The sequence below is a fragment of the Baekduia sp. genome (assembly GCF_035996765.1).
GTDB lineage: Bacteria > Actinomycetota > Thermoleophilia > Solirubrobacterales > Solirubrobacteraceae > Baekduia.
Genome location: NZ_DASYJG010000001.1, coordinates 1 through 26,573, shown reverse-complemented (window position 1 = coordinate 26,573; position 26,573 = coordinate 1). Strand labels below are relative to the sequence as shown.

30 protein-coding genes and 2 tRNA genes are annotated in these 26,573 nt (G+C 68.3%); 12 read left to right on the top strand and 20 right to left on the bottom strand.

Translation table 11 applies throughout. The features are described from left to right. Window positions 1-8: 8 nt before the first annotated feature. The 4 genes from VGO10_RS00160 to VGO10_RS00145 all read right to left on the bottom strand — a co-directional run bounded on the left by VGO10_RS00160 (window position 9) and on the right by VGO10_RS00145 (window position 5,600). Window positions 9-1,064, bottom strand: a complete 1,056-nt coding sequence (locus VGO10_RS00160; RefSeq protein ID WP_327464050.1) for a hypothetical protein — start codon at window positions 1,062-1,064, stop codon at window positions 9-11. Then, window positions 1,061-2,953 carry a hypothetical protein gene (locus VGO10_RS00155; protein ID WP_327464049.1) on the bottom strand — a complete coding sequence of 631 codons (1,893 nt, stop codon included), beginning with the start codon at window positions 2,951-2,953 and terminating at the stop codon, window positions 1,061-1,063. Before VGO10_RS00155 ends, VGO10_RS00160 begins: the two co-directional genes overlap by 4 nt. Window positions 2,954-3,021: 68 nt before the next feature. Then, complete coding sequence (locus VGO10_RS00150; protein WP_327464048.1) at window positions 3,022-4,104, bottom strand: phosphoribosyltransferase-like protein; 1,083 nt, start codon at window positions 4,102-4,104, stop codon at window positions 3,022-3,024. Continuing rightward, the gene (locus tag VGO10_RS00145) at window positions 4,101-5,600 is read right to left on the bottom strand and encodes a hypothetical protein (RefSeq protein WP_327464047.1); all 1,500 of its coding nucleotides are present in this window, start codon (window positions 5,598-5,600) and stop codon (window positions 4,101-4,103) included. Before VGO10_RS00145 ends, VGO10_RS00150 begins: the two co-directional genes overlap by 4 nt. 937 nt (window positions 5,601-6,537) lie before the next feature. On the opposite strand from VGO10_RS00145, the gene VGO10_RS00140 reads away from it, so the two are divergent. Then, on the top strand, window positions 6,538-6,789 hold the full coding sequence (locus VGO10_RS00140) for a hypothetical protein (RefSeq protein WP_327464046.1): 252 nt from the start codon (window positions 6,538-6,540) through the stop codon (window positions 6,787-6,789). A gap of 193 nt (window positions 6,790-6,982) precedes the next feature. Beyond that, a complete protein-coding gene (locus tag VGO10_RS00135; protein ID WP_327464045.1) occupies window positions 6,983-7,336 on the top strand; it encodes a hypothetical protein in 354 nt (117 codons plus the stop codon). Between the two features lie 128 nt (window positions 7,337-7,464). On the opposite strand, the gene VGO10_RS00130 is transcribed toward VGO10_RS00135, so the two are convergent. Together VGO10_RS00130 and VGO10_RS00125 are read right to left on the bottom strand one after the other, a co-directional pair. Next, window positions 7,465-7,538, bottom strand: a tRNA-Met gene (locus VGO10_RS00130). A 51-nt stretch (window positions 7,539-7,589) separates the two neighbouring features. Beyond that, window positions 7,590-7,811 (bottom strand): hypothetical protein, encoded by a 222-nt coding sequence (locus tag VGO10_RS00125; protein ID WP_327464044.1) that lies wholly within the window; start codon window positions 7,809-7,811, stop codon window positions 7,590-7,592. Window positions 7,812-7,929: 118 nt separating this feature from the next. Between VGO10_RS00125 and VGO10_RS00120 the strand changes: the two genes are divergently transcribed. Together VGO10_RS00120 and VGO10_RS00115 are read left to right on the top strand one after the other, a co-directional pair. After that, window positions 7,930-8,871, top strand: coding sequence for a D-glycerate dehydrogenase (locus tag VGO10_RS00120; RefSeq protein ID WP_327464043.1), 942 nt, complete (start codon window positions 7,930-7,932; stop codon window positions 8,869-8,871). 14 nt (window positions 8,872-8,885) lie between these two features. Beyond that, on the top strand, window positions 8,886-9,818 hold the full coding sequence (locus tag VGO10_RS00115; RefSeq protein WP_327464042.1) for a Ppx/GppA phosphatase family protein: 933 nt from the start codon (window positions 8,886-8,888) through the stop codon (window positions 9,816-9,818). Window positions 9,819-10,251: 433 nt separating this feature from the next. Here the strand turns inward: VGO10_RS00115 and VGO10_RS00110 are convergent, their stop codons facing one another. Beyond that, window positions 10,252-11,895, bottom strand: coding sequence for an acetolactate synthase (locus VGO10_RS00110; protein ID WP_327464041.1), 1,644 nt, complete (start codon window positions 11,893-11,895; stop codon window positions 10,252-10,254). 184 nt (window positions 11,896-12,079) lie between these two features. On the opposite strand from VGO10_RS00110, the gene VGO10_RS00105 reads away from it, so the two are divergent. Beyond that, window positions 12,080-12,268, top strand: coding sequence for a hypothetical protein (locus VGO10_RS00105; RefSeq protein WP_327464040.1), 189 nt, complete (start codon window positions 12,080-12,082; stop codon window positions 12,266-12,268). Window positions 12,269-12,684: 416 nt separating this feature from the next. Then, entirely contained in the window at window positions 12,685-13,293 is a 609-nt protein-coding gene (locus VGO10_RS00100) for a helix-turn-helix domain-containing protein (RefSeq protein WP_327464039.1), read from the top strand. Between the two features lie 72 nt (window positions 13,294-13,365). Here the strand turns inward: VGO10_RS00100 and VGO10_RS00095 are convergent, their stop codons facing one another. Beyond that, window positions 13,366-14,427, bottom strand: coding sequence for a Fic family protein (locus tag VGO10_RS00095; RefSeq protein ID WP_327464038.1), 1,062 nt, complete (start codon window positions 14,425-14,427; stop codon window positions 13,366-13,368). A 64-nt stretch (window positions 14,428-14,491) separates the two neighbouring features. Next, window positions 14,492-14,576: transfer RNA gene (locus VGO10_RS00090), tRNA-Leu, on the bottom strand. A gap of 103 nt (window positions 14,577-14,679) precedes the next feature. Here VGO10_RS00090 and VGO10_RS00085 point away from each other — a divergent pair. Beyond that, window positions 14,680-16,224: an RNA polymerase sigma factor gene (locus VGO10_RS00085; protein ID WP_327464037.1), complete on the top strand. Its 1,545-nt coding sequence runs from the start codon at window positions 14,680-14,682 to the stop codon at window positions 16,222-16,224. A 71-nt stretch (window positions 16,225-16,295) separates the two neighbouring features. Here VGO10_RS00085 and VGO10_RS00080 read toward each other — a convergent pair whose 3' ends face one another. The 7 genes from VGO10_RS00080 to VGO10_RS00050 are packed head-to-tail and all read right to left on the bottom strand — an operon-like array spanning window position 16,296 to window position 20,852. Then, complete coding sequence (locus tag VGO10_RS00080) at window positions 16,296-16,946, bottom strand: hypothetical protein (protein ID WP_327464036.1); 651 nt, start codon at window positions 16,944-16,946, stop codon at window positions 16,296-16,298. A gap of 20 nt (window positions 16,947-16,966) precedes the next feature. Then, window positions 16,967-17,542: a hypothetical protein gene (locus VGO10_RS00075; RefSeq protein WP_327464035.1), complete on the bottom strand. Its 576-nt coding sequence runs from the start codon at window positions 17,540-17,542 to the stop codon at window positions 16,967-16,969. Between the two features lie 23 nt (window positions 17,543-17,565). Next, window positions 17,566-17,841, bottom strand: a complete 276-nt coding sequence (locus tag VGO10_RS00070; protein ID WP_327464034.1) for an Lrp/AsnC ligand binding domain-containing protein — start codon at window positions 17,839-17,841, stop codon at window positions 17,566-17,568. Beyond that, the gene (locus tag VGO10_RS00065; RefSeq protein ID WP_327464033.1) at window positions 17,838-18,515 is read right to left on the bottom strand and encodes a metal-dependent hydrolase; all 678 of its coding nucleotides are present in this window, start codon (window positions 18,513-18,515) and stop codon (window positions 17,838-17,840) included. The genes VGO10_RS00070 and VGO10_RS00065 overlap by 4 nt, the downstream gene beginning before the upstream one ends. Further along, entirely contained in the window at window positions 18,516-18,860 is a 345-nt protein-coding gene (locus VGO10_RS00060; RefSeq protein ID WP_327464032.1) for a hypothetical protein, read from the bottom strand. 33 nt (window positions 18,861-18,893) lie between these two features. Then, the gene (locus tag VGO10_RS00055; RefSeq protein WP_327464031.1) at window positions 18,894-19,658 is read right to left on the bottom strand and encodes a rhomboid family intramembrane serine protease; all 765 of its coding nucleotides are present in this window, start codon (window positions 19,656-19,658) and stop codon (window positions 18,894-18,896) included. A 60-nt stretch (window positions 19,659-19,718) separates the two neighbouring features. Further along, on the bottom strand, window positions 19,719-20,852 hold the full coding sequence (locus VGO10_RS00050; protein ID WP_327464030.1) for a carboxylate-amine ligase: 1,134 nt from the start codon (window positions 20,850-20,852) through the stop codon (window positions 19,719-19,721). Between the two features lie 67 nt (window positions 20,853-20,919). Here VGO10_RS00050 and VGO10_RS00045 point away from each other — a divergent pair, with 67 nt between their 5' ends. The 3 genes from VGO10_RS00045 (at window position 20,920) to VGO10_RS00035 (ending at window position 22,842) form a co-directional block, all read left to right on the top strand. Further along, entirely contained in the window at window positions 20,920-22,011 is a 1,092-nt protein-coding gene (locus VGO10_RS00045) for a class I fructose-bisphosphate aldolase (protein WP_327464029.1), read from the top strand. A gap of 75 nt (window positions 22,012-22,086) precedes the next feature. After that, the gene (locus VGO10_RS00040; RefSeq protein ID WP_327464028.1) at window positions 22,087-22,590 is read left to right on the top strand and encodes a thermonuclease family protein; all 504 of its coding nucleotides are present in this window, start codon (window positions 22,087-22,089) and stop codon (window positions 22,588-22,590) included. A 12-nt stretch (window positions 22,591-22,602) separates the two neighbouring features. Beyond that, window positions 22,603-22,842, top strand: a complete 240-nt coding sequence (locus tag VGO10_RS00035) for a hypothetical protein (protein ID WP_327464027.1) — start codon at window positions 22,603-22,605, stop codon at window positions 22,840-22,842. Window positions 22,843-22,906: 64 nt separating this feature from the next. Here VGO10_RS00035 and csrA read toward each other — a convergent pair whose 3' ends face one another. Beyond that, the gene (gene csrA / locus VGO10_RS00030; RefSeq protein ID WP_327464026.1) at window positions 22,907-23,167 is read right to left on the bottom strand and encodes a carbon storage regulator CsrA; all 261 of its coding nucleotides are present in this window, start codon (window positions 23,165-23,167) and stop codon (window positions 22,907-22,909) included. A gap of 227 nt (window positions 23,168-23,394) precedes the next feature. Between csrA and VGO10_RS00025 the strand changes: the two genes are divergently transcribed. Together VGO10_RS00025 and VGO10_RS00020 are read left to right on the top strand one after the other, a co-directional pair. Beyond that, a complete protein-coding gene (locus tag VGO10_RS00025; RefSeq protein ID WP_327464025.1) occupies window positions 23,395-23,973 on the top strand; it encodes a hypothetical protein in 579 nt (192 codons plus the stop codon). 93 nt (window positions 23,974-24,066) lie between these two features. Continuing rightward, window positions 24,067-24,843: a GNAT family N-acetyltransferase gene (locus VGO10_RS00020; protein WP_327464024.1), complete on the top strand. Its 777-nt coding sequence runs from the start codon at window positions 24,067-24,069 to the stop codon at window positions 24,841-24,843. 12 nt (window positions 24,844-24,855) lie between these two features. On the opposite strand, the gene VGO10_RS00015 is transcribed toward VGO10_RS00020, so the two are convergent. The 3 genes from VGO10_RS00015 to eno form a co-directional block, all read right to left on the bottom strand. Next, window positions 24,856-25,191 carry a hypothetical protein gene (locus VGO10_RS00015; RefSeq protein ID WP_327464023.1) on the bottom strand — a complete coding sequence of 112 codons (336 nt, stop codon included), beginning with the start codon at window positions 25,189-25,191 and terminating at the stop codon, window positions 24,856-24,858. Window positions 25,192-25,217: 26 nt separating this feature from the next. Then, complete coding sequence (locus VGO10_RS00010; protein ID WP_327464022.1) at window positions 25,218-25,520, bottom strand: septum formation initiator family protein; 303 nt, start codon at window positions 25,518-25,520, stop codon at window positions 25,218-25,220. Window positions 25,521-25,742: 222 nt separating this feature from the next. Continuing rightward, window positions 25,743-26,573: phosphopyruvate hydratase (gene eno / locus VGO10_RS00005; protein ID WP_327464021.1), on the bottom strand; the 831-nt coding region annotated here is incomplete at its 5' end.

Sequence of the window (26,573 nt, the reverse complement as noted above, 5' to 3'; positions counted from 1 at the left end):
CGCGCGAATCACCCATACGGATCCCCAGTCAACCAGAGGTCGACGACAAAGTCGTGCTGCTCGAGTCCCGGAAGCGCCGCGACGTCCCTGATCCCGTACCTGCTGGGGCTTGCGTGACGCACTTCGAGTCGTTGTTCGAACGCCGTGAGAAGCACGCCGACCGAGAGTAGCTTCGATGCGTGGGCGGAAAGGACCATCTTTGTGTCGCCCACAAGGGGCTTCAGCGCCTCCCGGTAGTCCGCGTTTAGCTTGCTTACGGTCGCGTAGAGATCGTAGGGGTTCGACTCATGCGCGTAAATGATGTTGCGCAGCTCAACTCGCTCGGTCTCGATCAACCAAGTTCGATACTCCTTGAGCAGATCGTCGGCTCGGCGCGGGTTCGCCGCCGGAAACGGCAACACCGGACAAATCTCGGCGGCTCGCAGGTCTTCGTACAGAATCTCGAGGCGCGCGGCCTCGCCTTCTCCTAGGACCGGTACCCAAATACGTGTTGCGGCGTTGTCCTCTTCGATATCGGCGAAACCTGGCAGCGCGCGAGGCGCTTCCGCCCCCTCACCTACAACCAGCTGGTCGACGCGAGGATTGTCGGTCGCGACGACATGCAGCTGGCGCGCAGCTTTGTTGCTGTCTGAGAGCTCTATCAAGCCGCGGATCAGCGGGAAGTACACAGCGCGGGGCATAGCCGACACATCCACGACGATTTCGTCGTAGTCGACGATGCCATGAGCGGCCAGGATTGACCGCGCGATCGACATTCCGCTCATCTGGACGGGATCGTGGTCAATGATGTTCGCTCCGGCCTTGGCCGCCGCCGCTTCGACGCGCGTCCGATTGGCGCGAGCGAGATCGGAGGTCTCAGGCAAAGTCGGCATCGGCAACTCGCATCGCAGAATGTCCACCGGGACCTGAGCTGCCTGACTGATGACCTCGTAGGCAACTGCTGTTCTCGGATCGAACCCGGCCCCCACGATCACCAACGCTCTTCCAATCTGGCGGTCGCGCCACAACGCGGCGACTTCGTCGGATCCGCGGGCCGAGTATCCGGATGCCCAGCGAAGTCTCATAGCGGAAGCTTCTCCTGCAGTACGGGGGCCACCAACTCTTCCTCGGCTGGACGGTCGAGCGTCATCCATCGGCAGAGCTCCTCGACCGGCCGTTCGCGCAGGCCGCCGTAACCGAGTGGCAGCCCGAACCGTACACACAGCAATCGGTTTAGGTAAAGGACCATCCAACGATCGCCCTTTACCGAGTAGTCGAGCTCAGTGCGCAGAAGATTGTGGCCGACCGCGCCGGCGAGGGCGTGGTACAGATCATCCGCACCCTCGATGCTGGCTCTCCAAGCGGGGTCGATCAACCGCTGCCGATCACGCATCGAAATCGCAGTCGCTGTTGCGCCGGGCGGATACGGCGCTGTCGGCCGGTACGTGTCGCGCCGACATAGGCCCGCAATGTTGAGCAGCAGATGTTGGATCTCACGGCCTTTTGGCAGTCTTGGCGGGATGTCCCGCCAGAACTGGTCGCTCACGCGACGGACGATCCGGTCTTGGCGATAAGGCTCGATCGCGAGCGACCTGTTGAGGGTAATCCGCGTCAGAACCTCGTCGAACAGGGCTCCGTTCAGCACCAAGTGCTGATCGATGTTCTCCGTTGCCAGCTTTGTAAGCCGAGAGGTTCCGAAGTAAAACGGAAGGCCGAATTCATCCCGCAAGAAGAGCGCGGCCGCCTCGGCGAGATCGGCGTCCCAGCGGCCCCGCAAATCATCACGGGTCAGGGGTACGGTGAACAGCGTGTCCTGTTTGCGGCCAGCGTCGCGCCTGATCAGGATCTCGATGACGCGGCGCTCGACCGCACCCTGGTAGCCGCCTCGTGAGTGCGCCCACGAAATCCAATCCGCGTATCGCTCGTTGCCGGCGGCCAGGCCAGCTAGGCGATCGTTGAGTTCCTGGTTCGTCGCCTGTGTACGTGTATCGGTTTCTTCGATCTCATCATCGAGGAGCTCACTGAAGTCACGCTCCTCCTCGGCGGCGACATGCAACGTCTGCGCTGCACGCCGATCCGATATTTCGGCCAGCAAACGCTCGAAGCCTCGGGTCTTCCGGCCGGAGTGGCGCCGAGAGCCTCCCGGGCGAAGTCGCCGCGCCTCGGCCTCAATATGAACAACGGTGTAGGCACGGTCGATTTCGCCGTCGCCAATTAGTTCGTCGGCGCTGAGAGCTTGATAGCGCTCAGCGATCCAGCGATGAAGTTGCAGATCGCGGTCTGCGAGCGAGTCCAGCAAGCGCTTTCGGCGGTAGAGGCCGATGTCCTGAGCATCGTCAAACATGAGCAGCGGCCGTACGCCGAGGTCGATGCCGTCCACGCTGAACGACGCCCCGCTGAGCGCATGTATCGCGTACGGCACGTGGTGCCCATGGCCGGCAAGGTCGCGTGGCGATGGCGGGAGGACCGAATCCAGTTGAGCAAGGAGCTTTTGTTGGGCTTCCCGCGACCACGCGGCGAGGTTGATCGCCTCAGGACCACCGAGGTTTGCCAGGGCATCGGCGTTGCTGCTCGAAGGCTCCCACCGCACCGAGGCGAGATCGACGCCAGGGAGCGCGCTTTGAAGCGCATCAACGACAGCGCGCACGATCTTCGCATCCAAGAGGCGGAAGAACACGCGGGCCCGCGCGTCCTCTTCAAGATCCAGGTCGTCGATCAACGCGTAGTCGCGTTTGAGCGGCAGTCGCACTCCAAGTACAGCAGCCCTGTTGTCGTGGACGATCTCCAGCTCTGCCAGGCGCTCGTAGATGTGCTCGAAGTCGTTGGGATGGGTGACGACCTCGCGAAGGGCCTCCGCACTAAACATGCGAAGCAGCGAGGTCTTCCCGGCCCCGGGAGCGCTTTGGATTAGGGCTGGACGGTCCCAGGCATTGTCTGGAAGTAGATCAAGCGCACCCACGCCGAAGGTCTTCAAGAAGCGCCTTAGGCCCTGAGAGGACTCCTGCTCAGATGTCCGCGACCGGAACGGGTTTCGATGCGAGCTCATCGGCGGTCCGGATGGTGACGCTCATATCGCGGAAACAACGCCCGCCGATTGTCGCTGCCTTCTTGATCACGGGTATCCAGCCAAAGCAGGCAAACCGAGTTGTTTGGCGCGTTGTGCGACAAGACGACGGGCAGCGCGCACTCGGAGTAACCGATGGGGACTTCTCCCTTATCGCTGTCGATGCTTTTCGAGTCGAAGAAGTCGCGACAGAGCAGCTCCATCGCAGGGTCAGTCTCGGTCACACGAAGCGAATGCGGAAACAGCTGAACCGTATCGACCGTCCATCCGGTGGCTCCCATCTCGGTCAGGCACCCAGCAATCTGCTCTTGCGCCTGCTCACTGGCGCAATAGAGCACGACGGTCCCTGGCACGTCCGGCGCGACCAAGCCTTCTGCAGCGGCGACATCCAGCGCTTGTCTCAAGCCCGCGACCTTGCCTTCGAATTCGCCGGCCTTGTCGGACTTGCGCAGCAACGTTTTCCCGCTGCCAGAGAAGTCGTCTACGAGAAACACGTGCTCAAATCTGTGGTCGCTGTCCTCTAGGACTTCGGCCTTCGCCATCTTCTCGACGAGCTTCTTGATCTGCTCCGCCGACGGTGCCGGCGTCTGCAGGAACTGCTCGTGTGAAAGGCCAGATGCTCTACGCAGGTGATCCAACCGTGCGCCGTCGGATGCACCTAGAACGAGGCTTCGACGGCGCAGGGTGACGAAATCCCGGTTCCCCTCAATCTCGGCGACTCTGTAGGCCGGAATCTCGTGCGCTTCAGCGACACGGCTGCGAAGCACGCGATCAATAATCGAGTTCGGCACTAGATCGACGAGATGACGCATCTCAGTCTCGGAGACGAACACCAGCCGCGCCATCACAAAATCCAGCGCAACGGTTCTACGAACCTCCGGAAACTGGTTGAGCCAGCCGGCCAGGTTCTCGATGAATTTGCTGCCAGGGCCGTAGTTGCCGTACTCGTCATACTTGGCCTCGGCAAGGGCCTGCAAATCCGGTACGTATTGTCGGAAGGAGTCGTCGTCCGTCCAGCCCATGACTTCGTTCAACAGCCGCTGTGCCAGTTCTGCTCTCATGAGAGACCGCCGACCCTAAACGCGAACCCGCTCCGGCGCTTCACCAGCGACCTGAGATACCGCACGAGGAGCCGTGGACCCGAGTCCGATCCGTCTCCTACGTACCAACAGCGGGTCGGATCGGCGGAGCAGCGCTCGACCGACACCGTCCACGGAGACGCTGCGAGCAGTTCGAAGTCGTTCCCGCCGACCTGTCCCTGGTCACCGACTGCCAGGATCTCGCCGTACGTCAGTGCCGTGAGGCGATCCCTCACCGCCACCTTGGTGGTTGACGCCGGGACAATGTCTAGAGAGTGGCCTGACCGCACGACCCTGACGGGTACCGGCGGATCCCGCGCCAAGACCTCCTGCACAACGGCCGCAAGCTTCGACGGATTGACACGTGCGCCGTCAGCTGGTTCGAGCGTGAGCTGCACACGTCGTGGCACTCGCCTGAGGGCCGCGGCAACAGGGAGCGTTTCAATCCGCGCCACTGCCTCCTCGATCAAACCATTCGGCTCAGTGAGGTCCTCAAGCTCGTCAGCAAGCGTCGTGAGATATCCGCCGTTATAAAGGCCGAGCTGGACCTTGCTCCAGTGCGCAGTGTCAATCACCTCACGCAAGTCTCGGTGGAGCGAAGGTCCACGGCCACTGGCGAAGCCAAGGGACAGCCCTTCACCTAGCAAACGATTCATCTGCTCTGCGATCAAAGGCTCCGGCGGGAAGAAGCGGCCCTCGGTTGTGCATACCGTTCCGTCGTAGTCCACTACTAGGCCGTGAAATCGGACCTCCGCAACGGACTTCTTCCAGGCGTCGAATGCGGTCTCGTAGCGGTTTCGCAGCTCGTCACCGATGAGCGCTCCCCCGGCGGCGTCGAGCTTACGGTCGACCGAACCATTCAAGACGTCAGGGATGCGCTTTCGCAGAGGGAGGCGGTACAGACGCCGACCGAACAGCGGCACTTTGGGACGCGCCATCGACACGTTCTGAGCGGCACCGAGCTTGCCGCTGGCGCGCAGGGACACCTGGAGCAACTCGAGCGCACTTGTGGGCCAAGCCGCCTGCGAGTTCCAGCGGACGATCGAGGCCTGGTCTGGCAACGCCTTCAGTGTCGCGTCCGCCAGGGGCCGGGACTCCTTGTCACTGAGCGCCACGATGGTCGTGCGGTCCAACGTTCGATCTAGTCCCGTGTGCCGCCCATGGGCAAAGTTTCGGTAGTCGGCGAGCTGGACGGCTGCCAACCCCAATTCCGAGACGCGAGTTTCTAGATCGGTCGCCACTGCGGCGAGGCTCGGCGGAAACAGCACTAGGAGGCGATCGACGGCAGTCGGCCACGGATCTGCTTCAGCCTCCGCGAGAGTTACCGGCAGCACCTCGCCGGCGTAGCCCCGGACCATCGCGCTCGCCATGCTCATGACGCTGTTGACGGCCAGAAAGCCCTCTCGGAGGGTCAGGGGCGGAAGCCCGATTACCTTGGCCTCTGGGAGCGCTACGTCGCTGGGATTGCGGTGCGTCATGACAACCGCAGGGCGCATCCCCGAACGGCCGAGACGACGCATAACCTCCAGCGCATCGGGGTGCTTAGCGCTGGACGTGAATAGCATCGCCCCGGAATCAGGCAACGCTGGGCGCGCCATGAGACCGAGTGGCGTCAACGCGGTCCCTGGCTGCAACGCGTATCGCTCATGAAGCTGTGCTGCGATGACGGCAACGCACAACATGCCTCCCGAGGCTGCGAACGCGGCAGGCCCAGAAGCGAGGCGGCCCAGGGCCGATCGGAGTTGCGCGGCATCCCACTCCCGTATGCCGGTGTAGGTCGCCTCAAGCGAGTCAAGCTCTTCCTCATACGTTGGCCGCACCTCTTGAGTATCGACCAGGCCTCGGCCGTTGTTGCTCGAGGGGTCGACGATCGGTGCCCACGCCTGCTCCGAGGCACGGAACCCCAGTTCCGCGAAGTCTCGGGGCCCGTTGCCACTCCGCACGGGATCCGCCGCACCAAGCTCGGCGCGGAAAGGCGCACCAAGAAGGAAAAACGGCATCAGGCGGTCCCGTCAACCCCGCTCCACGGCATCTCCCGAGCCGTGCCAGCGCGTGACGAAGAATCTGCTCTCCGCGCGGACCGCCAGCACTCGATTCGCGCAATCCGCCAGCGCACCAGTTCGGGCGGGCCTGAGGTCTAGCTGTTCGTCACGCGTCTCCAGCCGGTTTTACGATCGCCCTGCTCCTATGTCGCGCAGCCGCCTCTCGACTGCGCGCTCATCGCTCCGGAGCGGCACCGACGCCGTCTGTGTACTAGCCGCCCGGACAGGCACACACTTGCATTGGTAATGCAGCGTCGACGCGTGTACGTGCCCGAGGGGTCTTTGGCGACTTCATCGACTGAGGTGCATGGAAAGACGAAGCCGACGCAGATCCGTTCCCCCAACGCCGACGACGAGAGATCACCAGGCGCGGGTGAAGGTCAGCGACGACGTGTGGACCGACTTCCGGGCGGCCACCCGCAACAGCTCTGTCTCGATCGCGCTGGGCGACCTCGTCACGCGCGAGGTCGATCGTTATCGCGCCCACCGCGTGCGGGAGGGCTCGGCCGACGAGCAGCAGCTGCTGGAGGCGTTGGACCGCGCGCACGAGCTGCACGCCGAGCTGGCCGCGCTCGTCAAGCGGATCGAGCGAGGGCTCGATGTGCACGGCGCTCGGCCGCAGTAGCTCAGGTCGCGTCTCGCCGCCGGCGGTCACGCTCCACCATGGCCGCCGCCGCCCGATCAGCGACGACGTCCGGCAGAGAACGCACAGGTGGCGAGAACGCGGCCGCCAGCCCCTCTCCTTAGGAGGACACAAAATCAAGCGCCCCCGCGCGGAGGCAACCGCCGGGGGCATGGCCCAAAGGAGCAGGACTCCCATGAGCAAGAAAGACGCTACCCCGTCCCTGAGCCCCGACGCCGCGATCCCCGAGCATCTGCGAGCCAAGGTGCGCGTCGCAGCCGAGTGGCGCGTGGTCAACGCCTGCAAGACCGTGACCGTGCCGCAGAACATCGACGCCATCTGCAACGCCGTCCACGACCTCGACGGCTTCGACAGCGGCGACCTCCCCGCCGAGACGCTCATCCAACTCGGCAAAGAGGCCATCGACTGGTGGATGCCCGAAGCCCGCCCCCACACCACCGAGCAATGGCAAGAGCTGCTCGACGACCTCGACCTCATCCGCGAACTCGTCGCGATGATCGAGCACATGGCCGAGATGGCCGACAGATAGCCCACCGCCGCCCGCTCCCACCCGGATAGCGTTTCCACCACCAACTAAGTCCCAAAACGAGACCACGCCCGCCCGCGCCACCGTTCCGTTAAGCACGAAAACCCCCTGGCGAGAGGGGGTCTTCGTAGTAGCGGGGGCAGGATTCGAACCTGCGACCTTCGGGTTATGAGCCCGACGAGCTACCAGACTGCTCCACCCCGCGGCGGACGAAGAAGTGTAGCGGATCGGTCGTCTCCGAACGATGTCGGCGGGCTTACGCGCGGTCGCGCCCGCGGCGCAAACAGGTGACCGCCAGCCAGCGGCCAGGCGTGCCGGTCGGGGCTAGCGGAAAGGCCAGATCACCAGACAACGCCCACAGCGCCGCCGGCCGATCAGACACCACCCAGCCCGGCGGCCAACGCGTGATGTCAGCATCCTCCAACGTCCCCAACAGCGCGCGAACCACTTCCTCCAGGCCCGGCACCCGGATCGGCATGCGCTCGCGGTACCGCGCAACGCAATGGTCGCTCGGGACGATCTCGGGCGCTTCCGAATCCCCCGTGCGTGCCGTGCCCACGAACATTGCCGTGCAGCCTGGCAGGATCACAGCACCGATGGCCCACGTCTTCGTCTCCCGCGCACTGACCGGCGACGCGCTGCACCGACTCACCGCCGCCGGCCACGATGTCGACCTCTGGTCCGGCAACCTGCCGCCTCACCCCACCGAGCTCCGTGACCGCCTCGCCCACGCCGAAGGCCTCCTCGCGATGCTCACCGAGCGCGTCGACACCGCCCTCCTCGACGCCGCGCCCCAACTCAAGGTCATTGCCAACTACGCCGTCGGCTTCGACAACATCGACATCGAGGCCACCAACAAGCGCGGCATTCCCGTCGGCGTCACCCCCGACGTCCTCACCGACGCCACGGCCGACCTCGCCTTCGCCCTCCTGCTCGCTGCCGCGCGACGACTCGCACCAGCGGAGGCCGCCGTCCGCCAAGGCCGCTGGCGGACCTTCGAGCCCCAGGGCTGGCTCGGCGCCGACGTCCACGGCGCGACGCTCGTGATCGTCGGCGGCAGCGGCCGCATCGGCCAGGCGGTCGCGCGCCGAGCGCGAGGCTTCGACATGTCCATCATCTCGATCGGCCGCGACGACGACCTGCATCAAGCCCTTCAACAAGCCGACTTCGTCTCCCTCCACACGCCCCTCACATCCCTGACCCGTCACCTGATCGACGACGCAGCACTCAACGCGATCAAGCCCGGCGCGATCCTCGTCAACACCGGCCGCGGCGGACTGGTCGACCAAATAGCCCTCGCCGCCGCCCTCCGAGACGGCCGCCTCGCCGCCGCCGCGCTCGACGTCACCGACCCCGAGCCGCTGCCTGCCGACGACCCGCTGCTCTCCGCGCCCAACCTGCTCGTCGTTCCCCACATCGGGTCTGCCACCCACACCGCCCGCAACCGCATGGCGCACATGGCCGTCGACAACCTGCTCGCGGGCCTCGCCGGCGACCCGCTCCCCCACCCCGCGCCCGCACCGGCGCCCCCGAAGTAGCCTCGCCCGCACACATGCGCGTCGCCGTCGTCGACATCGGGACCAACTCGACCCGCCTGCTCATCGCAGACGTCAACGACCAACGGATAACCGAACTAGAGCGCCGCACCACCATCACCCGTCTCGGCCAGGGCGTCGACCACACCGGCGAGCTCCACCCCGAGGCCATCACACGCGTCTACGCCGCCCTCGACACCTACAAGAAGCTCATCGACGACAACAACGTCGACGCCACCACCGGCGTCCTCACCTCCGCCGTCCGCGACGCCCGCAACGGCGCGACCTTCACCGCCACCGTCAACGAGCGCTACGCCATCAACGCCAGGACGATCACCGGCGACGAGGAGGCCCAGCTCACCTACCTCGGCGCCACCAGCGACCGCACCGCCACCGACAACAAACCCCGCGTCGTCATCGACGTCGGCGGCGGCTCGACCGAGCTCGTCATCGGCCACGGCGCCGCCGTCGACTTCCACGTCTCCACCCAGGCCGGCGTCGTCCGCCAGACCGAGCGCTTCCTGCGCTCCGACCCGCCACGCTCCGAGGAGCTCCAGCTCCTCCAAGCCGAGGCGGCCGAGATCTTCACCTCAGCCGTCCCGGCGACCGAGCGCGCGCGCACGCGCACCGGCATCGCCGTCGCCGGCACCGCCACCTCCTGCGCCGCGATCCTCCAGGAGCTCGACCCCTACGACCCCGCCCGGGTCCACGGCTTCCGGCTCCTCAGAGCACAAGCCGAGATGCTGCTCTCCCGACTCGCCGCCATGACGCTGGCCCAGCGCCGCCACGTCACCGGCCTGCACCCCGACCGCGCGCCCGCCATCGTCGCGGGCATCATCCTGCTGCTAGAGGCGATGCGGACCTTCGACCTCACCGAGGTCGAAGTCTCCGAGCACGACATCCTGCGCGGTGCGGCGCTGAGTCGCGGCGGCGGGACGGGCGAGGGCTGAGGAACACGCCCGCCCCGCTCGCTTCCAGCGACGGGGTCAAGCAGGGCATGGCTGCCCCACCTCCCGATTTCGCCGCAGAGCGGTTGTACCTCGCATCCCCACTTCTCGGAACGCTTCTGGACGGGTGTCTGATTGTGGGCCTCTGAGCGCGGCCGGATACTGCGAACGTCGGGTCATGGGTGTACGTGCCGAACAGGCTCGCTCACCCGCTGCTCCGACGCATAGGTCCGAGCGAAGCCGCATCGAATCGGCGCCTCCCGCCGCTCGGGCCAGACAACCAGGCCCCCGCATGGCACGTACCCCTGCCCGTCCTGTCGGGGCCGACTTTGGAAGCCGCTCTTCGGGGCGGCTTCCAATTTTCGCGGACCGCGTTGCACCGGAAAGCGCAGTGCTTCTTCTTGCCAAAAGACGGTCCAACGGAACTCCCTCGCCGTTAGGCCAGATTCGACTTGCGCGGATAGACGACGTCGGGGTCTGTGAGCACGTTGACGAGCGCCGGCGCCCCCGCCTCGAACGCTCGCGCGAGCGCCGGCTTGAGGGCCTCGGGCGTCCGGACGAGCTCCCCGTGGCACCCCAGCGCCTCGACCATCTGGTCGTAGCGCGTCTCGGGCCGGAGCTCCGCGGCGACCGAGTACCCGTACAAGAACTCCATCGGGTGCTTCTCGAGCGCCCAGATGCCGTTGTTGCCCATGACCGCGACGACGTTGACGCCATGGCGGGCCAGCGTGTCGAACTCCATCCCGCTGAAGCCGAACGCGCCGTCCCCGACGAGCAGGACGACCTGCCGGTCGGGATGCGCGAGCTTGGCCGCCAGCGCGTAGCCCGGCCCGGTGCCGAGACAGCCGAACGGCCCCGGATCCAGCCAGCAGCCCGGCTCGTAGGTGTCGATCACGCGGCCTGCGTAAGAGACGAAGTCGCCGCCGTCACCGATGACGATCGCATTGCGATCCAACATCTCGCCCAGTTCGCGGTAGAGCCGCATCGGGTGCAGCGGCGCGCGGCCGTCGTCCAACTCGACGCGCTCGGCCTCGCGCTTCTCGGTCTCCTTGCCGCGCAGATGCGCGACCCAGTCGCGCGTGCGATCCGGCGTGCCGTCGCCGACCAGCGCGCGCAGGGTCGCGTCGATGCCGCCGTAGAGCGACGCCTCCACCGCCCGCGGATGCGCTCGCGCCGGCTGCGCCCGATCGATGACCACCAACTTGGTCTCCTCGCCGAACGAGCCGCCGAAGCCGAGGCGGAAGTCCATCGGCACACCGATGACCAGCGCCAGGTCGGCGCCCTTCAACCCATCTCCTCGTGCCCGCGAGAAGAACAGCTCGTGATCGGCCGCAAGGCAACCACGCGCCTGGCCGTTCAGGTACACCGGGATGCCGCGACGCTCGGCCAGCTCGCGCAGCGCCTCCTCACCCCGACCCCAGTAGAGGTTCGTCCCGGCCATGATCACCGGCCGCTCGGCGCCGTCGAGCAGCGCGAGCACGCGCTCGACGTCGCCGTCGGCCAGCGGCTCGGCGAGCACGTCGTGCAGGGCGCCTTCCAAACCGGTGTCTTCGCCCTCGGAGAAGACGTGGTCCATCGGGAAGTCCAGGAACGTCGGCCCCGAGTGCGGCGCCATCGCCGCCGCCAGCGCGCGATCGACCAGGCCCGGGATCTCATCCGGCGAGCCCGCGGTCGCCGCCAGCTTGGTCAGCGGCGCGACGAACGGGACGTGGTCGATCTCCTGGAGCGAGCCCATCCCCCAACGCATCGCCGGCGCGCGGCCGCCGAGCACGACGATCGGCGAGGCCGACTGCTGGGCGCTGGCGATCGCGCTCATCCCGTTGGTGACGCCCGGGCCGGCCGTCAGCGCGGCGACGCCCGGAGTGCGCGTGACCTTCGCCCAGCCCTCGGCGGCGAAGGTCGCGGCCTGCTCGTGGCGGGTGTCGACGATGTCGATGCCCTCCTCCCGGCAGCCGTCGTAGATCGAGAAGATGTGCCCGCCCGACAGCGTGAAGAGCTTGGTCACCCCGTGGGCCTTCAGCCTCCGGGCGATCAGCCGCCCGCCATGGACCCGCGTCGTCTGCTCCGCCTCGGTGCTCATCCGTCCATCCTCATGGCCACGCGACCGATACGCCAGCTCATCGGTCACACAACGCGGCGCCGAATCTTCAGAGACTTCCTACAAAGATGGCGCACTCAGGTCTGGTGCGCCGACATCGAGGTTGCAATCGGGCGCGATCGGCGTAGAACGGGTGGTGAAGGCACCCGAGAGGAGAAGGAGTCCCGTGGACCCCCGCTTCAAGAAGGACCTGCCCGAAGCGCAGGAGCAGAGCCTGCCCACGCGTCGCTTCGCGGCCATCGCCGCCGAGCAGGACGCGACCTACCCCATGCTGGCGCCCGCGGCGTCACTGCACGTGGGCGCCGACGAGGACGTCTACGACGAGCAGATCCTCGCGGGCCTCGTCAACGTGTAGGCCAACTGGCCAAATTGCACAACTTGTGGGTGATGCGCGTCCCTTTTGGGCGCGCATTTGCTCGTTCCCTGCACATTTGGATTGGTGAAGGACCAAATGCCTGTGCACCAGCACTCCCGCGCTAGGTGCCAAGACGGACCTCGTGGTCGACGGGCTGGGCAGCTTCTGGCAATGTCCTGCCTTCCGGATCGATCGTCAGCGCTTGTCCGACAACGACTCACCATCCTCGGGTCAAACGGACGTCCACGTCCGCCGAAAAACGGCGCGTCCGTGGGCTGACGTGGGTATCCTCGTCAGTGGCTGAGGGGTCCGTCCCATCTACGCGGTCTCAAAGGGAGGCAGCCATTCCCTCCGTTCCACCCCCAAAGCGGCATCCGTACAACCAGTGGGCGCCAGACGCGCGCGCTCTTGATCTGGTGGGCGATAAGTGGACGCTGTTGATCGTCCGCGACCTCGTCGCCGGTCCCCGCCGCTTCGTTGAACTGCAGCGAGTCCTGCCCGGGATCTCGACCGAGCAGCTGCGTTCCCGGCTCAACCGCATGGTCGCCGACGGCCTGCTGACACGCCAGCGCTACCGCGAGGTTCCGCCGCGTGTCGACTACGAGCTCACCGAGCGGGCGCGTGACCTGCTGCCCGTCGTCGGCGCGCTCGCGCGCTGGGGCGCACGTTGGGCGTGGTCGCCGCCGCGGCCGGACGAGTCCGTCGACATCGGCGCGATCCTGCGCACGGTGCCTGGGCTCACGCTGCCCGACGAGATCGACGGCATGGTCGAGATCACCGTCGTTCGCCGCGCCGGCGACATGAAGCGCTACGTGCTCACCGCCCACCGCGGCCGCATGGAGCTCGCGGAGCGTTCGGCCCCTGAGGCCGATGCGCGCATCGCCGGCCCCGAGCGGGCGTGGGTCGAGGCCCTGGGCCCCGACGCCTCCCGCACGGAGCTGGAGATCACCGGCGATCAGGGAATGGCCGACCTGCTGCTGGACGCGCTGGCGCCCGGCGCGGTGCGCGAGACGCCCGTGGCCTAGGGATGCAGACGGGCGTGCGCGTCGGAGGCCGAGCGGCCATCGACGCGCACGAGCTTGTCTGGCCAGTACCGGCTATTCGACGTCGGGACGGAGTCGGCGCCAGCCGGCGCCTCGGCCCCTGCCGACCGGCTCGATGGCACCGTCGGCCTTGAGCTCGCCTAGCACCTTGCTGATGTACGCGTCGCTGACGCCCGGCGACGCATCACGGATCTGGGCCACCTTGAACTCATCCGACAGCGATGCCCGGATGTAGAACGTGATGAGCGCCCGCTTGGAGCCACGGCCGTTGACGAGAGCCGTTCGGTTCTCGAGCTCGCGGTAGGCGGCGACGACGATGCCGAGGAAGTAATCGGTCCAAGGGCCGAGATCGTGCTTGCGCTCATGCCAGCCCAGCGTCGAGCGGTGGAGCGCCTCGTAGTAGGTCTCCCTGCTCTCCTCGATGAGCTTCTCGATGCTGATGTAGCGACCGACCTCGTGGCCGCAGACATACAGCAGCCACAACGTGTTCAAACGCGCCATGCGCCCGTTGCGGTCGCGGAAGGGGTGGATGACCAGGAAGTCCAGAACGTATGTCGCCACCAGCAGGAGCGGCGCGTGCCGTCCCTCCTGCATGGCGCGGGCGAAGCCGGCGTGGAGATCCTTCATCGCCGTGGGTGTGTCGGCGGCAGATACCGGCCGGAACCGCTCGACGACGGTTCCGTCGGGGTGGTGTTCTTCGACGCGGTTGTCCACCCCTTTCCACTTGCCCGCCGTCCGATCGCCGGTGAAGCGGGAGAGGGAGCCATGGAGTTGCTCGACGAAGCGCGACTCGAACGGGATGTCCGGGCCGTTGGCATGGATCTGATCCAAGACCAGGCGATAGCCGGCGATCTCCTGCTCGGAGCGGTTCTGCGGCGTGGTCTTGTCGGCGATCAGCGCCTCGATGCGCTCTCGCGACGCGTGGATGTTCTCGATCGCGTTGGAGGCCTCGGCGCTCTGGATCAAGGCGACCGCGCGCAGCGTCTCCAGGCCAGCGGGGTTCTGTCGGCGAAGGACCTCCTCACGACCGCGGGCCTCGGCGATCACGACCAGCGCCTGCACGCGCTCGGGAGGCAGAGCGCCGAAGTGCCGATCGAGATCCTGGAAGCTCGTCACGGCCATGAATGTACTACTAACGACACCAAGAGTATGCCGTTACGGAGAAGGGAGGCGTTCTGCATGCCCGGGGGGGGACTCGAACCCCCATGCCCTTGCGGGCAGCCGGTTTTAAGCCAGCCGTGTCTGACCAATTCCACCACCCGGGCGGAGCCTTGCGGAGCGTATCTGCCTCCGTCCTAGACTGAGAAGCCGCAACTCGCCTGCCCGTCGCGAGTTCCAACGCCGGACGGGTAACCCTGTCCCACACGCGTGGAAGTCTCAAGCCTCCGATATTCCGGGGCCGCCGGTCTCCGCGGCCCGACGCCGCTGCTGCGATTGCAGGGCGACGAGCGGCTGGTCGCGCTCACCCGCCGCGGCAACCAGGCGGCCTACGAGGCGCTTGTGGCGCGTTACCAGGCGCGCCTGTTGGCGTTCTGCCGCCACATGCTCTCCTCGCGCGAGGATGCCGAGGATGTGCTGCAGGAGGTCTTCGCCGCCGCGTTCAACGCGATGCTGGCCGACGACCGGCCGATCAACGTACGGCCGTGGCTCTACCGCATCGCGCGCAACCGCTGCCTGAACCACCTGCGCAAGCAGACCGCCATCGGGGTCGACTCGATGGACATCCACCTCGCCGAGCACGGCACCACCACCGCCGACAAGGTCCACGACCGCGAGGACTTCCGCCAGCTCGTCGCCGACGTGCAGACGCTGGCCGAGACGCAGCGCACCGCGCTGCTGCTGCGCGAGATCGACGCGCTGAGCTACGAGCAGATCGCCGAGGCGATGGAGACCACGGTCCCGTCGGTCAAGTCGCTGCTCGTCCGCGCACGGGTGTCGCTGGCCGAGGCGGCCGAGGCGCGTCGGCTGACCTGTGACGAGGTTCGTACCGAGCTCGGTGAGTGGGCCGAGGGCCTGGCGCGCATCAGCGCACCGGTGCGCCGCCATGTCCGCACCTGTCAGCGCTGCGGCGCCTTCAAGAAGCAACTGCGCCAGACCAACAAGGCGCTGGCGGCGGTCTTCCCGGTTGGGCCGCTGCTGCTGCTCAAGAAGTTCATCTTGGCCCAGGGCGCCTCGAGCGCCGGGGCGGCGGCCGGCGGCGCAGCGGCCACGAGCGGTGCGACCGTCGGTGGCGCCACCGCGGGTAGCGCGCTGTCGGCGGGCGTCGGCGCCGTCGCCACCAAGGCAGCGGCCGGCCTGGCCGCCGTGGCCATCGTCACGACCGGTGTGGCCGAGGTCGACCACGCCCAGCACCACCGTCTCCACCGCTCCCACGCGCCGGCTCAGGTCGTCGCATCGGCTCCCCCGCGCGTCGTCACCTCCAGCGCCCAGGTGCCCGCGCCCGCCCCGGCGCCGATCGCCGTCAGCTCCCAGCCGCAGCAGCCATCGGTCCCGGCGCAGCAGGCGACCGACGCGCACCCGAGCACCGCGGCGCCGTCGAGCACGGTCCCGGCCACGCCCACCACGCCCGACACCAGCGCTACGGCCAGCGTCCCCTCCAGCACCGCGCCCACCGGCACCCAAGAGGGCTACGACAACACGCGCCTGCCCGACCAGCCCAGCGCCGGTGCCACGACGGAGCAGCCGCAGTCGCCGATCACCGCAATCACGCCGGCGCCCGCCGACGCCGCACCGGCCGCCACGGTCCCGGCCCAGCCCGCGCCCGCCGATCCCGCGCCGAGCACGCCGGCGGTCACGGCCCCGACCGCGCCCGCCGATCCGGCCCCGCCGACCGACGGCTCCTCCACGGCCCCGTCGTCGACGACGCCCAGCGCGCCGCCCGTGCCGGCCACCTCGTCGATCCCGGCGGACTAGCGCCGCCGAGCCGAGCGCCTACGGGCGCTCGGTGCCGAAGCGCAACGATCTCGGCAATCGTCCGCTCAGCCTCATGGGCGCTCGGTGCCGAAGCGCAACGATCGCAGCGCCGTCTTCAGCCCACCGTTGTGCCCGACGTCGTCGGCGCGCACGATCGCCGGTGACCGCGGCGCGGTCACGAGGATGTCGACGCCGTCGCGCGCGGTGACGCTGGGCACCAACAGCACGCGACGGCCGTAGGTCAGCGGGCCGCCGGGGCGGCGGAACTGGAAGACGATCTCGAAGCCCTGCTGCTGGTTGATGTTCGCGCGGCCGTCAGCGCGCCAGACGAATCCGGGGAACGCACGCGCCATCTGCGCCTCCTGCTGAGCGGCGTAGAGCGGCAGGAAGCCGGCGGCGTCGCCACGGTAGGCGGGCAGCCTGAGGTCGCGCACCGCGAAGGTCTGTGACCGGCTGCCGACGCGCGCCAGCTCCCCGGCGGCCGGCGCGAGCCGGTGAAACGGCGCGCGGTAGACGAAGTTGAAGGCGATCGGCTGCCGCACGACGACCGCGCGCTTGGCGTCTGCGCCATCGCCGCGCAGGACCAAGGCGTAGAAGATCGCAACGACGACGAACCCAGCCAACGCCGCAAGGCCAAGACGAACCACTTGGGGCAGCGCCCGGAACCGCGGCCCCAGCAGCGCGGGCAGCGTCGGGCCGAACTCGGGACGGACGGCGGACATCGAGTGCGGAGTCTAGGCGGCTAGGGCCCCGGGTCGCCGCCGCTGACCACCCGCAGCGTGGTCTTCGCGCCGCCGGCCGTCGTCACGGTGTAGTCGCCCGGCTTGAGCCCGGCCAGGCGCTTGGTCGCGGTCTGACCCGCGGCCACCGACAGCGTCCCGCCACCCGGCGCAGAGATCGTCAACTTCTCGGCATCGCCCTTGGCGGTGACGCGCAGCTCGATCGCCAGGAAGGCCGGGATCGTCACGGTCGTGGGCGACAGCGACGCGCCATCGGCCGTCAGCGTGACGGGGACGCGCGCAGCCTCCTCGTCGCCGGCGCCGCCCTGGCCCTGCTCACCGCCGGCGGGTGCGCCACCCGTTGTCGTCGGCTTGACGCCGCCCGTCGGAACGCCGGTGGTCGCCGTGGGGTTCGTCGACGTCGACGTCGAGGTGGGCGTCGACGTCGTCGGCGTCACCACCGTCGTCGTCGGCACCGTGGCCGCGGGCCCCGTGGCCGGCGCCACCGCCGTCGTCGGCGCCTGCACGACCGTCGCCGACGTCGTGTCGTCGCTCCCGCAGCCGGCGGCCAGCACGGCGACCGCCAACGCGACGGCCACCGCCGGTGCTGCGCTCGACCGCCTCACTGCCCGATCGAGAACATCGCCTCGAGGTCGTGCTCGGAGAACACCTCGAACGCGACCATCGTCTGCGTGCGGCTGACGCCCGGCAGCTTCACGATCTCCCCCGTGATGACGTCGGCCAGCTGCTCATGGCGCTGAACGCGCACGATCGCCACGAAGTCCCACTCACCGGTGACGGAGTAGGCCTCTGCCACCCCGCCGAGACCGGCCAACGCGCCGCCGAGCGTCGAGAGCTCATCCCGCTCGGCCTCGATCAGGACGACCGCGTGTGTCATAGCTCGTGCGACGCGCCCGGGTCCAGGACGATGACCTCGGCGAAGCCCGCGTTCTGCACGTCGGCCTTGAAGGCCTGCGCGTCGGTCTCGATCAGCGGGAACGTGTTGTAGTGGCTCGGAATCACCTGATCGGCCTTGATCAGCTCGGCCGCGACGACGGCGTCGAAGCGATCCATCGTGTAGTGGCCGCCGATCGGGATGACCGCGAGGTCGAGGTGGCCGCGCTTGGCCGGCAGGGCGAGATCGCTGAACAGCCCCGTGTCGCCCGCGAAGTAGATCCGCTTGCCGCCCATCTCGACCACGAGGCCGGCCGGCGTGTTGACGGTGCCCTTCGGCGTCGTCGACGTGTGCCACGCCGGCGTCAGCCTGACGCTGACCCAGCCGAGGTCGACCGTCCCGCCGATGTTGGGGTCCTTGACGTTCTCGACGCCGGACTCGCTCAGCTCGCCCGCCAGCTCGACGATCGCCACGACCGTCGCGCCCGTGCGCTTGGCGATGTCGACCGTGTCGCCGATGTGATCGCTGTGGCCGTGGGTGAGGAAGATCGCGTCGGCGGCGACCTCGTCGGCGGTCGCCGCGGCCTTCGGGTTGCCGGTGAGGAACGGATCGACGAGCACGGTCTTGCCGTCGTGCTCCAGCGCGAACGCGGCGTGGCCCAAGAACTGGATCTTCATCTACGTCATCTCCTCTGCATCGTCGTCGACATCGAACAGCTCGCGTGCCAGCTCGAGCCCCACCGCAACGCCCACGAGCATGCTCAGGCGCGTCTCCTCGGCGATCAGGACGCGCAGCGCCGACTCGCGCTCCGGCCCCTCGCCGATCGACGCGACGCCGGTGATCTGCGCCTCGTGGGCCTCGCCGAACCAGCCGCCTGCCGAGAGCGCCTCGTTGAGGACGCGCTGCAGTCCAGGCGCGGCGTGGGTGACGATCTCCTGGGCGTGGACGAACCGCTCGGAGTCATCCGACAGCGCCGCGACGGCGGCGTCGACCTGCTCGGCGGTGAAGCGGCGGGCGGGCACGTCAACTCACCCTAGCCGCTCGACCGTCGTGGTCTACCGGCGTGTGTCGGTGCCGCGCAGCAGCATCAGCCCGGCCAGCGCGCCGAGCACTAACCCGGAGAACGTCGCGATCGCGCTCGCCCCCGGGACGACCGCCGGCATGACCGCGACGGTGGCGCCGATGACGGCCGTGCCGAGGAGGTCGCCGTCGTGCTCCACGTGGTTGCGAGCGCGCAGGACGTCGGGCAGCGCCCAAGCCGCGAGCATGCCCAGCGCCGCGCCCGGCGCGCCGAAGATCAGCGTGTCCTGCCCTGCCGCCGCGGCGATCGCGTTGCCGCCGATGCCGCAGGCGAGGAAGAGCGCGACCACCAGGATCGGGCCGTGGCGCAGCTCCAGCCGCCAGCCGTAGATCCCGATCGCCAGCAGCACCGCCAGCTGGTACCAGGCGTTGGGATAGAGGAAGGCCGAGGTGACATACCGCCACGCGTCTCCGGAGAGCGAGATCAGCGCGACGTCGGCGTTGGTGACGAACGGCAGGACCAGGAAGCCGATCAGCGAGGCGATCAGCAGCGCGAACGTCGCGTTCGGCCGGCCGGTCGGATCGCCGCGGATGCCCGGGATCTCGTTGGTGCGCAGCGGGCTCAGCGTCGGGCGCGCTGCGCGCCGCGGCGGGCGCGGAGCAGCGTCGCCGGCGCGGCGATCGATCTTCGGGGCTCGCTTCCGCAACCGGGTCCCGCAGTACGGGCACTCGGTGATGTACGGGCTGACCTCAGACCCGCACTTCTTGCAGACCACGAACAGGTCGGGCGTCCCGGCCATCTGAAGATCGATTCTAGGCCCCCGCGAGCCCGGTCGGTGAGCAGTGTGCGAAGTCGTCGCTCAGAACTCGGTGTCGCCGTCACCGATGGTCGCGGCGACGACCTCTGCCATGACCTCACGGAGGTCGTGGTTGGCCTCGTAGACGACCACCTGACGCGCGGCGCCGTTGCCGCGCGCGAGGAGATCCTCGATGCCCTCTAGTTCAGCGGCCGAGCCGAGATCCTGCGCGTGGGGGCGGAGGCGGTCCAGCAACCGCCGGGCCAGCGCCTTGGTCGCCACCCGCTCGTTGGTGGGCAGGTCGACCAGCTCTCCCTCGAGGCCATGGCGCGCGGCCAGCCAGCGGTTCTCGTCGAGCATCTGCCACGGGTACTCGCCGAGGTGCTTGCCCTCGTCGAAGTGCTCGGCCAGCTCCTTGACCATCGCCTGGATCAGCGCGGCGAGGCCGAGCGTGTGCTCGACGCGGGTCTGCGCGTCGCAGGCGCGGATCTCGACGGTGCCGAGCTTGGGGTGCGGGCGGACGTCGTACCAGAGGTAGGTGTAGTCCTCCATCACGCCGCTGGAGACCATGAACTCGATCTGGCGCTCGTAGTCGGCCCAGTCGTGGTAGCTCGGCGGGACGCCGACGCGCGGAAAAGCGCGGAAGATCGGCAGGCGCGTGCTGGCCATTCCCGTTCCGTCGCCACGCCAGAACGGCGAGTTGGCGCTGAGCGCGAGCAGCACCGGCAGATGCACGCGCATCCCGTTGGCGACGTGGATCGCCTTGTCGGGATCGTCGAGGCCGACGTGGACGTGGAGGCCGAAGATCAGCTCCTGACGCGCGACGAAGCGCAGCGCGTTGACCAGCTCGCGGTAGCGCTGGCGTGAGGCGATCCGCTGGTCCTCCCAGAGCGCGAACGGATGCGTGCCCGACGAGCCGATCGTCAGACCCCGCCGCGCGGCGATGTCTCCGACCTGGCGGCGCAGCGCCCGCAGTTGGTGGCCGGCCTCCGCCGTGTTGGCGGCTGGACGGGTCGCGATCTCCAGCACGGACTCCATCAGCTCGGGCTTGATCTCCCCGGCGGTGGTGTCGGCACCGCGCGCGTCCTCGAGCAGGGACTCGATGGCGTTGACGAGCTCGTGAGAGTCGGCGTCGACGATCATCAGCTCCTCTTCGATGCCGATCGTGTAGCTCGGCCCGCTGAAGTGGTGCTCCATCTGCCGCGCCAGCCTACCGACGCCTATGATCTGGGGTCCAAGCCATGACTCTTTTGGAGGTCTGACAGTGTCCACCGACGTGCTCAGCGGGTCGCGTCTCGAGGAGCTGCTCGGCGACGAGGCCGACACGCTCCTGAACCATCGCAGCACCACCATCGACGCTTCGGAGCTCCACCTGCCGGGCCCGGACTTCGTCGACCGCATCGTGCGCGACACGGATCGTTCCTCGACCGTCCTGCGCAACCTGCAGTGGCTCTTTGACAACGGACGCCTCGGCGGCACCGGCTACGTGTCGATCCTGCCGGTCGACCAGGGCATCGAGCACTCCGGCGGCGCCAGCTTCGCGCCCAACCCCAAGTACTTCGACCCCGACAAGATCGTGGAGCTGGCCGTCGAGGGCGGCTGCAACGCGGTGGCCTCGACCGTCGGCGTCCTCGGCGCGGTCGGCCGCAAGTGGGCCCACCACATTCCGTTCATCGTCAAGCTCAACCACAACGAGCTGCTGACGTACCCCAACGGCGCCGACCAGATCATGTTCGCCTCGCCCCAGCGCGCGGCGGACATGGGAGCCGCAGGCGTCGGCGCGACGATCTACTTCGGCTCTGAGAACAGCGACCGCCAGATCGTCGAGGTCGCCGCGGCGTTCGAGGAAGCGCATCGCCTCGGCATGTTCACCGTGCTCTGGTGCTACCTGCGCAACTCGGCCTTCAAGCAGGGCGACACCGACTACCACCTGTCGGCCGACCTGACCGGCCAGGCCAACCACCTCGGCGTCACGATCCAGGCCGACATCATCAAGCAGAAGCTGCCCGAGAACAACGGCGGCTACACCGCGATGAACGCGCTGGGCAACGGGTCGTACGGCAAGACCAACAAGTTGGTCTATGACCAGCTGACGACCGACAACCCGATCGACCTGACGCGCTATCAGCTGATCAACTGCTACCTGGGCCGCTCCCCGTTGATCAACAGCGGCGGCGCATCGTCGGGCGCGACCGACCTGGCCGAGGCGGTGCGCACCGCGGTCATCAACAAGCGCGCCGGCGGCGCCGGCCTGATCTCCGGCCGCAAGGCGTTCCAGCGCCCGACCGCCGAGGGCGTCGAGCTGCTCAACGCGATCCAGGACGTGTACCTCTCCAGCGAGGTCACGATCGCGTAGGAGCTGAGACGTGGGCGTGCCGAGTGTGCGACAGCGCACCCGGCACGCTTGCGTGCGACCTAGGGTCGGCGGCCGATGCGCCGCACGCTGCCCTGGGTCCTCGTCGTCCTCCTCGCCGCCGGCTACGGCTGGGTGCGGCGGCGTGAGGACGGCTCGTCGGCGTCTTCGTCGCTCACGGCGCGGGTGCTGCGCGTGGTCGACGGCGACACGATCCTCGTCGCCGTCGACGGTCGGCAGGAGCGCGTACGCTACATCGGCGTCGACACGCCCGAGACGGTCAAGCCGAACACGCCGGTGCAGTGCTTCGGCAAGCGGGCGTCGGCCGAGAACCATCGGCTGGTCGACGGGCGCGCGGTCCGGCTGATCGCAGACGCCGAGGCGCGCGATCGCTACGGACGGCTGCTGGCCTACGTCTACCGTGCCGACGACGGGCTGTTCGTCAACGCGGCGCTCGTGCGCGGTGGCTATGCCACAACGCTGACGATCGCGCCAAACGTGCGCTTTGTCGACCGCTTTGCCGCGCTGGCCCGCCAGGCGCGTGCCGCCGGGCGAGGGTTATGGAGCGCGTGTGAGCGGTAGCCTCCGAGGCTGATGCGCATGCGTCAGAGCCTCGCCCAGCTGGAACGGGCGCTCGTCGACGAGATCGAGCAGGACCGCGAGCAGGCAGACCGCCTGCGACGCGAGGTCGAGCTGCGTGCGCGCAAGCGCCACCTGGAGAAGACCCACAAGCGCGGCTCGATGCGCTTTGGGCTGCTGTACCTGATCCTCGTCGCCACGGCCGTCCTGGTGACGGTCGCGATGTTCGAGACGCTCTACTACGTGATGGGGTAATCGCCTAGAAGGCGATTACCTTGCGAAGAATCGCCTGGCGGCGATTTTCGCGGGGCCTTCGGGCCTATTCGGCCGCGGTGCCGAGCTTGCGGAGGGCCTCGTCGACCTCGCCGCGCACGTTGTTGTCGCTGTCGGCGGCGGTGCCCTCGACGGTCCCGGCGCGCTCCTGCTGGATCTCGAGGTAGACCTCTTTGCGGAAGACCGGGATGTCGCGCGGAGCCTGGATCCCGATGCGCACCTTCTCGCCCATGATGGAAAGAACGGAGACCTCGATGTCGTCTCCGATCATGATGCTCTGGTTGGACTTTCGTGTCAGTACGAGCATGGTTGGACGCCTCCCAACGTCCCTGCCACCGGCCGAGCGAGTCTCGCAGGGCCGGTGCCCACATGCAAGCAGCGCGAAACCATCAAATAGCGGGAACGTCGTTGGATCACGAACCTTGCCCCGAAAGCCTGTGCGAAGTCGTGTCTAGGAGGTCGGGCATCGGACTGCAGCCTGACGGACGGTGCCGACGTACCGCCCGGACGGTCGACTAGGATGGCCACCTTCGTATGGCAAGACGATCGCTCCGCCCTCATCTGAACCAGATCCGTACGTGGGTGCGCCAAGGGCGCACGGACGCGTGGGTCGCTCACCAGCTGGAGGTCACGGTCCAGCAGATCGAAGCCTTCAAGAAGGAGAACGACCTGCTCCCCGACGGGGAGTCGACGGAGACCCCCGGCGTCGACTTCGACGACGAGATCGACCTCCGCGCCGAAGACGACGCGCTCATCGCCGCCGAGCTTGAGGCCGAGGCCGCCCGCAAAGCCGAGGCCGGCGAGGACGAGGACGAGCCCTCTGACGAGGCCGGCGACGACGACGATGGCGCGCCCAAGCGCCGCCGGGGCCGCCGCGGCGGCCGTGGGCGCGCGCGCACCGGTGCCGGCGCCAAGAAGGGCTCCGCGTACGAGGGCAGCTTCGACCACGGTGACGAGGGCTACGGCCTGTGGCTGGATCCGGCGATCGCCGACGACGGCGTCTATGCCGAGCACTGGGCGGGCCACCGCCAGGTCGAGGTGACGGTCGAGGCCGACCAGATCGTCATCAAGCGGGTCGGCGATGGTGCCGACACCGACGCCGACGAGGGCTGACGACTCCAGGCTGGCTCGCGCGTTCGCCTTCGAACGCGCGCACTTTCGATGACCCGCGACGGCCTTCAACGCGCCTTCGCTTTCGAACGTGCCATGCATGCCGCCGTCGGGCGGACGGTCACCGCTGCCTGGGGGCAGGCGTTCCTCTCCCCCGAGCTCGACCGCTGTTATGACCGCAACGTCCTCTGGGCCATCGATGACGCCGGCGGCATCAGCGCGGAGGCGCTCGACGGCCACGCCGACCGCCTGCTCGGCGGCCACGACCTCCCGCACCGCCGGCTCCTGCTCGAGCCGATCGCCCGAGCACGGCTGCATGATGGTCTGATCGCCCGAGGCTACGACGCAAGCCGTCACGTCTTCCAGGTCCATGCCGGCCCCGCAGCGATGCCGGACGCCGTCGCGGGCGTGGAGGTGGTCGAGGTCTCGGTCGAGGCGATCCTGGCCGCTAACGACCACTACCTGCAGACCGACCGCGACACGCCCTACGGTCGCGACGGCCGCACACGCCGCCATCTGCTCGAGCACCACCGCAGCTACGGACCGGCCGGTGCGCAGGAGCGGCGCTTCGCTGTCTGTGACGGCAACAACGTCGTCGCCTGGGCGCGGCTGTGGACGCGCGGCGCCGAAGCGCAGGTCGAGGACGTCATCTGCCTTGCCGAGCACCGCGGCCGCGGGTACGGACGCGCGGTGGTCGCTGCGGCCACCCGTGCCGCGCTCGCTCAGGACCCTGAGCTGCTGTTCATCGTCGCCGACGCCGACGACTGGCCCAAGGAGCTCTACGCGCGTCTCGGTTTCGCGTCCGCCGGCGAGCTTGGGGTCTATCTGCGATTCGCGCGGATGCCGCAGAGCTCGGGGCCCGGAGCGGCGTAACGCGCGTCGGCGTCAGTCGGCCGGGCGCGGGTCCAGCCGGCGGCCACCGGCGTAGTCCGACGCCTCGCGGACGTAGCGGCCGAAGGCGGCGTCGGCGGTCGTCCGCGCGTCCCAGGCCCACGGCGCACCCGGGGCGACGCTGTAGGCGATGTCGGTGCACCAGGCGGTGCCCTGGTCGTAGAGCTCGACCAGCTCGTCGATCGTGAAGGGGCCGCCAAGCCGGCGGCGCAGTTCGGCGAGCACGTGATCGACGACGCGATCCATCGCCATGCGCTCATCCGGAAGGGACTCGCGCACGCGGCGCTCGCCATCCTTCCACTGGAACATCGACGTCTCGAACTGGGCCACGAGCGCAGGCTAGCGCCGGCGGCCACTCATCGATCGCCGGGGAGGCCCTTGACGATGAACGGACGCTCGCCGGGCTTGACGAGCCCGAGCCGGCGCGCCTCGCGCTCCAGCGTGCGCGGGTTCTTCAGGGCGGTGTGCCGCGTCCGCAGGCGCTTGTTCTCGGCCTGCAGCGCGCTGACCTCACCGCGGCGGGCCTTGGCCTCGCGGTAGGTGTGAAAGAACGTGATCGACGGCCCGACGTAGAGGGCGACGACGCCGACCAGGACCATCAACAGCGCGACACGGCCGACGCGATCCCAGCGGATGGCCCGACCGCCACCCGCGACCACACGCGGCCGCTGTCGAGCGCGGGGCTCCGTGGAGGGACGGGAGCGCGCGTGCGCCGCGGACTGGCGGGCTGGGGACATCTAGAGGCCCGTTCGCCCCGCGCACACGCGTTCCTGCCCGATTCAGCGCATGATCGACGCCACCCACGCACGCCCACCAGCCATCGAGGGACGATTGATGGTCGCCAAGCGACCATGAGTCGTCCCTCGATGCCCGGCGCGGCGCTAGGAGCGAAAGACGGAGCGACCCGGGTAGGTCGCGTCGGCGCCCAGGGCCTCTTCGATGCGCAGCAGCTGGTTGTACTTCGCCACGCGATCGGAGCGTGAAGGCGCGCCGGTCTTGATCTGCCCGCAGCCGGTCGCAACCGCGAGGTCGGCGATCGTGACGTCCTCGGTCTCGCCCGAGCGGTGCGACATCACCGCGGTGTAGCCGGCCTCGCGGGCCATGGCGATGGCGGCCAGCGTCTCGGTCAGCGTGCCGATCTGGTTGACCTTGATGAGAATCGAGTTGCCGACGCCCGCGTCGATGCCGCGCTTGAGGCGGTCGACGTTGGTCACGAACAGGTCGTCGCCGACCAGCTGGACCGTCGCGCCGATCTTGTCGGTCAGCGCCTTCCAGCCGTCCCAGTCCTCTTCATCCATCCCGTCCTCGATCGACAGGATGGGATACTTGCCGGCGAGTACCGACCAGTAATCGGCCAGCTCCACCGAGCTCAGCTTGCGGCCTTCGTGCTCGAGGTCGTAGACGCCGTTCTCGAAGATCTCCGACGTCGCCGGATCCAGCGCGATCGCGATGTCCTCGCCGGGCTTGTAGCCCGAGGCCTCGATGCCCGCCACCAGCAGCTCCAGCGCCGCCTCGTTGGATTCCAGGTTCGGAGCGAAGCCACCCTCGTCGCCGACGGTTGTCCCGAGCTTGCGATCGTGCAACGTCTTCTTCAAAGCGTGGAAGACCTCGGTGCCGTAGCGCAGCCCCTCCCGGAAGGAGCTCGCGCCCACCGGCACGATCATGAACTCCTGGAAGTCCACCGAGTTGTCGGCGTGCGCGCCGCCGTTGAG